This is a genomic window from Cyanobium sp. Aljojuca 7D2 (assembly GCF_024346415.1).
Lineage (GTDB): Bacteria > Cyanobacteriota > Cyanobacteriia > PCC-6307 > Cyanobiaceae > Cyanobium_A.
The window spans coordinates 1-7572 of sequence record NZ_JAGQCX010000023.1 but is presented as its reverse complement, the minus strand read 5'-3'; the positions used below and the strand labels follow the sequence as shown (position 1 = coordinate 7572).

Below are 7572 nucleotides of genomic sequence, written 5' to 3'. Positions count from 1 at the left end.
GGCCAGTTTCCGGATCCGCCGCAGTGGATGACTGGCCGGGATCCGCTCCTCGATCGACACGTAGGAGAACAGAGAGCCGCTGCGCTCCCGGTGACCTCGCATCTCAGGTGGGCAGTTGGCCCATTGTCACGCGGGCTGGGTTTTTCAGCAAACTCCTATGACTTTATCGCCAATGCCAGTGCCTATGGCAATCAGCTCATGTTGAGTTGGCAGCCGTTCCTGTGGCAGGAGCTCAAAGATCTTGGCGCCATTCCCTAAGTTGCTGATGGATACACCAGTTCTCATTCTTGCCTGGCGCCGCCCCCACACCCTCCGTCAGGTGATCCACGCCATTCGCCCGGTGGCGCCCACCCGCCTGTTTGTGGCCTGCGACGGCCCCAACCCCGAGCGCCCCGGCGAAGCTGAGAAGGTGGCCGCCACCCGAGCGGTGATCGAGCAGGAGATCGACTGGCCCTGCCAGATCGAGCGGCTCTACTCCGATGTGAACCAGGGCTGCCGCCTCGGCGTCAGCCGCGCCATCACCTGGTTCTTCGCGCAGGTGGAGGAGGGCATCATCCTGGAGGACGACTGCGTTCCCCATCCCGACTTCTTCTTTTGCGCCAGGTAATCAACCTCGCATCGACCCGGCTTTCGTCTTACGATTGGGGCATGGATCTCACCACTGTCTCCCCCAAATATCAGGTCGTCATCCCCAAGCGGGTGCGCGAGCAGTTCGGCCTCGCCCCAGGCCAGCAGCTGCAGGTGCTCGCTCTGCCAGGGCGGATCGAGCTGGTGCCAAGCCAGCCCCCTGCTGCTCTGCGGGGATTTCTCCAGGGAGACAACACCTTTCAGCGCGAGCCCGATCGTCTGTGAATCTGCAAAGAGCTGTGGTGGACTCATCCGGGTGGATTGAGGTGTTCACCAACGGCCCACTGACTGATCGGTTTCTTGCGGTGCTTGAAACCGAAGCAAGCCTGGTGGTGCCTGCCATCAGCATCCTGGAAGTGTTCAAGTGGGTGCTGCGGGAACACAGTGAAGCCCAGGCCATCCAGGCTGCTGCAGTCATGCAGCGCGGCATGGTGGTCGATCTCGACAGCCGCCTCGCTATCGCCGCTGCCCAACTGAGCCACACGCTGCGGCTGCCCATGGCTGACAGCATCATCCTGGCCACCGCTCGTGCCCATCAGGCCATGCTGTACACGATGGATGCCGATTTCAAGGATCTCCACGATGTGGAACTAATCACGCGCAGATAACCGATGGCTGTTGAACCCAACCCCGCCGATACCCCCCTCCTCCTAATCGCCTGGCGCCGCTCCCACACCCTGCGCCAGGTGATCAACGCCATCCGCCCGGTTGCCCCCACACGCCTGTTCGTAGCCTGCGATGGCCCCAAACCTGAGCGTCCCGGCGAAGCCGAGAAGGTGGCCGCCACCCGAGCGGTGATCGAGCAGGAGATCGATTGGCCCTGCCAGATCGAGAAGCTCTACTCCGATGTGAACCAGGGCTGCCGCCTCGGCGTCAGCCGTGCCATCACCTGGTTTTTCGAGCAGGTGGAGGAGGGCATCGTCCTGGAGGACGACTGCGTTCCCCATCCCGACTTCTTCCCCTACTGCGCCACCCTGCTGGAGCGCTACCGCCACGACACGCGCGTGTGGTGTATCAGCGGCAATAACTTCCAAAACGGCCAGTGGCGCGGCGACGGCAGCTATTACTTCAGCCGCTACAACCATTGCTGGGGCTGGGCCAGTTGGCGGCGTTGCTGGCAGCACTACGATGCCAACCTCAGCCAATGGCCAGCCCTGCGCGACTCCGGTCTGCTGGAAACAATCCTTAAGGACCCGCTAGAGCGACAGTATTGGAGTGGCATCTGGCAGCGATTGGTGGATGAAGGTAAGCCCGATACCTGGGACTACCAGTGGACCTTCACTTGCATGGCAAACGGAGGCCTCACAGCCCTGCCCAACCGCAACCTCGTGAACAATGTGGGGTTTGGGGAGGATGGAACGCACACATTGGGAAAGCCCATCAACACAGCCGTGGCTGATGGCATTGATCCAAGCCATCACCCCACGTTTCTTCTGCGCGACGAGAAGGCAGATGGCTACACATTTGATCATGTCTTTGGAGGGAGGATGAAGCGTTTCCCGCTGTCTATGCTCGCTTTGCCGAAGTGGGCGGCAGGTAAAACATTTCGATTGCTTCAAGCGGCTCTCGCCCGATGACTTCCTACAATGTCAATTTAGCCTGCGGTAGTGTTTATGTTGATCATGACAGTTGGATCAACTTGGACTACGCCAGCTCCGGTTCGGCAGTTCAGCAAGCCGACCTTCTCGGGCGGCTGCCGTTGGTGGATGGCGCTGCGCAATTGGTCTACTCCTCCCACTTCCTAGAGCACATCCCCCGCAGTCAAGTTCCAGCCTTTCTCGCTGAATGCCTGCGCATTCTCAAGCCTGGTGGCGTGATCAGGTTGGTGGTGCCAGATCTAGAGAATCTTTGCCGCACGTTCCTCTCCCATCGCGATTGCGGTGAGCATGAGCAGGCCGACTTTTTAGTGCTGGAATTGCTGGATCAATGCGTTCGCCGGGAATTGGGCGGTGAGCTGGGTCGCTACTACCAGCAGCTCCGATCGGCTTCCCAGCGCAACACAGAAGCCATGGCCTTCGTTCGTCACCGCACTGGAGAAGATTTGATCGCCCCCCCCCCCCCTCCCCCCCGCAAGCGTCGCTTGCGCGAGGTGCCCAGGAAGGTTGCCGCCAAGGTCGAGCGCCTCTGGATCCGGGCTGTGCTGCAGCTGTTGCCCAAGGCCTTTCGCGAGCAAAACGTGAGTTTGGCGGCCGTGGGCGAGCGCCATCACTGGCTCTACGACTTCCATCAGCTGCAGCGCCTGCTGGCCGCCGCCGGCTTTGTGGCGATCGAGCGGTGCACAGCGGCAACCAGCCGTGTGCCCAACTTCCCCTTCCATCCCCTCGACCTCGCAGGCGATGGCCAACCGCGCAAGGGCGCCGAGTCGCTGTTCATCGAAGCGCAGAAGCTCGGATAAGCCGATGGCATCAGCCAGCAGCCGGCTTCCAGCTCGCGGGAGGTCGGCATGGCTGATCTCGAGCGGTTCGTTCCTCCACTGGTCTGCGCCCACCTGAAGCACGCTGAGTCTGCCTATCTCTCAGACGTCTTTGAGCGCTGCCATGGCTATCCCAGCCTGCAACAGCTCTGGCAGCTGATGGATGAGCCCTGGCAGGAGCTGGGCTGTGATCCGTTGCACCTTGATGAGCGGGTCACGGCCTACTACAACCATCCGGTGTGGTTGCTCAACGGCCTGTTCATCGAACAGGATCCGCAAAGCCTGTCGCACCGTCAGGTGTTCACCGATTGGGTGAAGACCAAGAGGCCGCTGAGGGTGGCTGATTACGGCGGTGGCTTTGGCGGTCTCGCGCGCATGATCGGCGCTGCACTGCCTCAGACCCACGTAGAAGTGGTGGAGCCCCATCCCCACCCAGCGGCGATTGCTTTGGCAGCCAGCACCCCCAATGTTCGCTATGTGCCAGAACTCACCGGCAGCTACGACCTGCTGATTGCCACTGATGTGTTCGAACATGTGCCCGATCCGCTTGGCCTGGCGGCCGCTACGGCAGATCATCTGACTGTGGGCGGCCATTATTTGATGGCGAATTGCTTTGCGCCGGTGATTCAATGCCACCTGCCTCAGTTGTTCCATTGGCAGATCGGCTGGGACGAGGCCATGCGGGCCATGGGTCTGGCACCCCGCCAGAGAGTCGAGTATGGCCGTGCCTATGAACGCAGAGGCGACTTCGATCTTGCGGCGGCTCGATCCGTTGCGTTGGTGGCCCAAGCCGTGGATCCCTGGGTGTGCCGCTTGCCCAAGGGGCGTTCACTGGTTGGCCGAGCACTTGTGCGTTTGCTGTCTGCCGTAGCACCCCGTTGAAGGTTTTCCAACTCAACTATTCAGACATCAACGGCGGCGCAGCCCGCGCGGCCTACCGCATCCACCACGCCCTGCGCTCCAGCGGCATCGACTCTCAGATGCTGGTGAACCGGGCATCAGCAGGCGACTGGTCGGTGCAGGGCCCCACCTGCCAGTGGGCGAAGGTGATGGGCCGCATCCGTCCCCAGCTCGCCAAGCCACTGCGGGCCTTGCTGCGCACCGGCAATCCGATCATCCATTCGCCAGCGATCGTGCCCAGCACCTGGCCGCAGCGGCTGAACGCCTCAGATGCCGATGTGGTGCACCTGCACTGGGTGCAGGGCGAGATGCTGTCGATTGCAGACATCGGCCGCATTCGCAAACCGATCGTGTGGACCCTGCACGACATGTGGGCCTTCTGCGGCGCCGAGCACTACACCGATGACCTGCGCTGGCGGGAGGGGTACCGCCCAGGCAACCGCCCCGCCCATGAGAGCGGCTTTGACCTCAACCGCCACACCTGGCAGCGCAAGCGCCGGCATTGGCGCCGTCCGATGCACATCGTTTGCCCCAGCCAGTGGCTGGCCGACTGCGTCAAGGCCAGTGCCCTGATGGCCAATTGGCCTGTGTCGGTGGTGCCCAACCCGCTCGACACCGGCCGCTGGTGCCCGATGGAGCAGCGCCTCGCCCGCGAGATGCTCGGCTTGCCGCTGGAGGCCCCGCTGCTGCTCTTCGGCGCCATGGGCGGCGGCCACGATCCCCGCAAGGGGCTTGATCTCCTGCTCGCTGCCCTTGAGCAGCTCCGGGCCGAGCCCAACCTGGAGGATTTGCAGCTCGTGGTGTTCGGCCAGCTCGCCCCGCGTGAGCCACCCGAGCTCGGCTTCCCCATCCACTACACCGGCCACCTGCACGACGACCTCAGCCTGCGCGCCCTCTACAGCGCCGCCGATCTGCTGGTGGTGCCCTCCCGCCAGGACAACCTGCCCAACACCGGCGTTGAAGCCCATGCCTGCGGCACGCCCGTGGTGGCCTTCCGTACCGGCGGCTTGCCCGACATCGTGGACCACCAGCGCACTGGCTACCTGGCCCAGCCCTTCGAGCCCCACGACCTCGCCGCCGGCATCCGTTGGGTGCTGGCTGATCCGGCCCGCCGACAAGCCCTCGGCCATGCCGCCCGTCAGCGGGCCGTCCAGCTCTGGAACCCCGCGCACGTGGCGGGGCTGTATGCAGAGGTGTACCGGAAGGCGATTGAACAAACACGTGATCGGACTGTGCATGACGCCTATAAACATGTACCCAAATGTACCCAAAATAGATTAAACTTAAATTAACATTCATAGCAAGCTAGATTACGCAAATAGTTCATCGAAGCTGGTCATGATATTCTTCTCATATCGGACTATATTGCTTTTTCCTTGCGCTGGCCCCTAGATGCATTCCCAATGTATTCCTCAGAATGTCAGCCAGGTCTGCGCCTCATGAATAATTATTTATATTGCCAAATTAGCGCAACTGACTGCAGTAGTTTCAGATATTACTAGCAACTAGTGTAATTCGCTCACTATCTCTATTATTCATGGCGGCTCTATTCTCAGGTCTTCTGTTGCTTTTTTTTATTTATATGCGCTGGCGAATCCGCGTCGCAAGAAAAAACAAAAGCATTATATCGCTCTTATTAAATCCTTTGCTATGGCTTAGCTTATGGGCTGCTCTATACTCACTAGTCTCAAGCCTTGGGCTGCTATTTCTCCCGTCTGCATTAGACTTCTTCTTGCCTAACAGCGGCTTACAGCTACAAACAAATGCATACTGGATGCACTTGCTAGCATTTTGCATTTGTTTTATCTTTTTTGCTTTATCATCAGACTACAATAAAGAGTGCGTTTCCCGCAAAAGTGCATATATCTACATTAAGAGAAATCACGGGTTATGGGTGCAAATATTGACCTTGTCTACATTCATCCTATGCATCTTAGCTCTTTCAGCCTCATACTTATTTGTACTTCCTCATTATAGTGTTCGAGCAGTTGCACTTGATGCATACGTACAGTTTGTCTACACCCCATTCAGGATCACAGTGGTTTCAATGTTTCTACCCCTGCTTATATTCCTAACAGCTACTTCTAATCTTTGGGGGAATTCTTTCACCAGAATTTCTTTGTATCTTTCATCGGCGTCACTAATCTTGATAGACTTTAGTCATGGTGGGAGAACAATGGCTTTTAGAATTCTACTGGCTTGGTATTTGGCCTTATTCGCAACAAACAAGCTCAATAAGTACAATTTGCTTACTTTAAGCAGCTTGCCTGCTATTGCTTTTTTAATATCCATGTCTCAGAGAAGTTTAACAGGTCTATTTTCTATCTTGTCTGAGCTTATTGGGACAAGGTTAACAACAGACCTTGTTCTGATAAATAATGATAAAGCTAGTGGAATTGTTAACTCCTTAAACTGTGTATTCATGAGTATGACACCTAATTTTCTAGGCCTTCATGACTGGTGCGCAATCAAGATTAATGAAATTGCTCATCAGGGTTTGGCATTTAGTTATGTGTCCTCTGCATTTCATTATGCCGGATATTCTTTCTATTATATAATAGCGATAATTGCATTCTTTCTGTTATGCCTCAATAAATGGAAGAACACTGGAAGTTATGCAGCATATTCCACATGCTTCCTTACTATTATAAGTATGCAAGACGCATTTCGAACCGATTTAACGCCTATGCTGTCTAGAATATTACTCTTCATGATACTGTATGGTTCTGTAATTATTTTCCCACTGTTAAAGAAAAAAATATCTTCTAATTACAATTAGAGCTTATGCATCTATTCCTTTTTTTAGCAACCATTAGTGTTTCTAGATTTGCTTGCTCACTTCTGCCACCTTTTCCAATGTCTACAATTGAAAATAGCACATAAAATTGTATTCTGATTTCTGAGTATACTGCTCGAAGCTTGTATTTATGATCACAATACTAACGCTTGCAAAAACTAATTCCTTCGACTTGCTAAGGTTAGCACAAAGTCTAAATTCCCAAAGCTCCCTTGACTTTAAGTGGATTTTAGTGTCTTTGATTCAAAAAGATAAGCTGTTGAAGAGCTTGAAATCATTAGAGAATCTAAAAACCCGAACTTCTGTTTATCATCAGAGTCCACTGCTACCTGGACTTTATAACGCCCTAAATCTAGCCATTTCTTATTGTCAAACGAAATATTATGTAGTAGCAGGCATTGATGATTATTTTTTTTCAGACGCTATTGAGGAAATCAATCGATCTATTCTGAGATATCCAGCTATTGACATATTGAGCTTTCCTGTTGCTTCCCATCCTGATGGTACAAGCATATTGCCACAGATGACAATGCCGTATTGGATTGTTGGGCCTCGTAAGTTTTTAAGCTCTCACTCTGTAGGAACAGTTATCCGAGCAGGTCTTCATACGCAATATGGCGCATATCCAAATATCTATAAAATTGCCGGCGATGAAGCATTTCTTCACCGCATTCTCTCATCTAATGGTATCTCATATAAGTATGTACATAGGGACTCCTGAAAAAGCTTCCAGCAAGCTGCCTTGATTTCAGCCAAGAGACATGGGTGCAGGAAGCTCGCTAGATCGGTTATGCAGTGACGAGCAATTCTTCTGTTTCAAGCCATAGAATATCCC

General features: G+C 55.1%; 8 protein-coding genes. All 8 read left to right on the top strand.

Annotated features, from left to right (window positions below):
• The first annotated feature begins 265 nt into the window (after positions 1–265).
• The 8 genes from KBY57_RS14145 to KBY57_RS14110 all read left to right on the top strand — a co-directional run bounded on the left by KBY57_RS14145 (position 266) and on the right by KBY57_RS14110 (position 7458).
• Positions 266–607, top strand: coding sequence for a hypothetical protein (locus KBY57_RS14145; protein ID WP_254996546.1), 342 nt, complete (start codon positions 266–268; stop codon positions 605–607).
• Positions 608–648: 41 nt separating this feature from the next.
• Positions 649–852 (top strand): AbrB/MazE/SpoVT family DNA-binding domain-containing protein, encoded by a 204-nt coding sequence (locus KBY57_RS14140; protein ID WP_254996545.1) that lies wholly within the window; start codon positions 649–651, stop codon positions 850–852.
• A complete protein-coding gene (locus KBY57_RS14135; protein ID WP_315859810.1) occupies positions 849–1235 on the top strand; it encodes a type II toxin-antitoxin system VapC family toxin in 387 nt (128 codons plus the stop codon). The genes KBY57_RS14140 and KBY57_RS14135 overlap by 4 nt, the downstream gene beginning before the upstream one ends.
• A 3-nt stretch (positions 1236–1238) precedes the next feature.
• Positions 1239–2204, top strand: coding sequence for a hypothetical protein (locus KBY57_RS14130; protein ID WP_254996543.1), 966 nt, complete (start codon positions 1239–1241; stop codon positions 2202–2204).
• 62 nt (positions 2205–2266) lie between these two features.
• Positions 2267–3022: a class I SAM-dependent methyltransferase gene (locus KBY57_RS14125; protein WP_254996542.1), complete on the top strand. Its 756-nt coding sequence runs from the start codon at positions 2267–2269 to the stop codon at positions 3020–3022.
• Positions 3023–3070: 48 nt separating this feature from the next.
• The gene (locus KBY57_RS14120; protein ID WP_254996541.1) at positions 3071–3922 is read left to right on the top strand and encodes a class I SAM-dependent methyltransferase; all 852 of its coding nucleotides are present in this window, start codon (positions 3071–3073) and stop codon (positions 3920–3922) included.
• Positions 3919–5232: a glycosyltransferase family 4 protein gene (locus KBY57_RS14115; RefSeq protein ID WP_254996539.1), complete on the top strand. Its 1314-nt coding sequence runs from the start codon at positions 3919–3921 to the stop codon at positions 5230–5232. Before KBY57_RS14120 ends, KBY57_RS14115 begins: the two co-directional genes overlap by 4 nt.
• 1635 nt (positions 5233–6867) lie before the next feature.
• On the top strand, positions 6868–7458 hold the full coding sequence (locus KBY57_RS14110) for a glycosyltransferase family 2 protein (RefSeq protein WP_409996462.1): 591 nt from the start codon (positions 6868–6870) through the stop codon (positions 7456–7458).
• Positions 7459–7572 lie beyond the last annotated feature (114 nt).

Coding starts and splice junctions, on each gene's coding strand:
- KBY57_RS14120 (WP_254996541.1), top strand. CDS start 3,071: ATGGCTGATCTCGAGCGGTTCGTTCCTCCACTGGTCTGCGCCCACCTG.
- KBY57_RS14110 (WP_409996462.1), top strand. CDS start 6,868: ATGATCACAATACTAACGCTTGCAAAAACTAATTCCTTCGACTTGCTA.
- KBY57_RS14140 (WP_254996545.1), top strand. CDS start 649: ATGGATCTCACCACTGTCTCCCCCAAATATCAGGTCGTCATCCCCAAG.
- KBY57_RS14130 (WP_254996543.1), top strand. CDS start 1,239: ATGGCTGTTGAACCCAACCCCGCCGATACCCCCCTCCTCCTAATCGCC.
- KBY57_RS14145 (WP_254996546.1), top strand. CDS start 266: ATGGATACACCAGTTCTCATTCTTGCCTGGCGCCGCCCCCACACCCTC.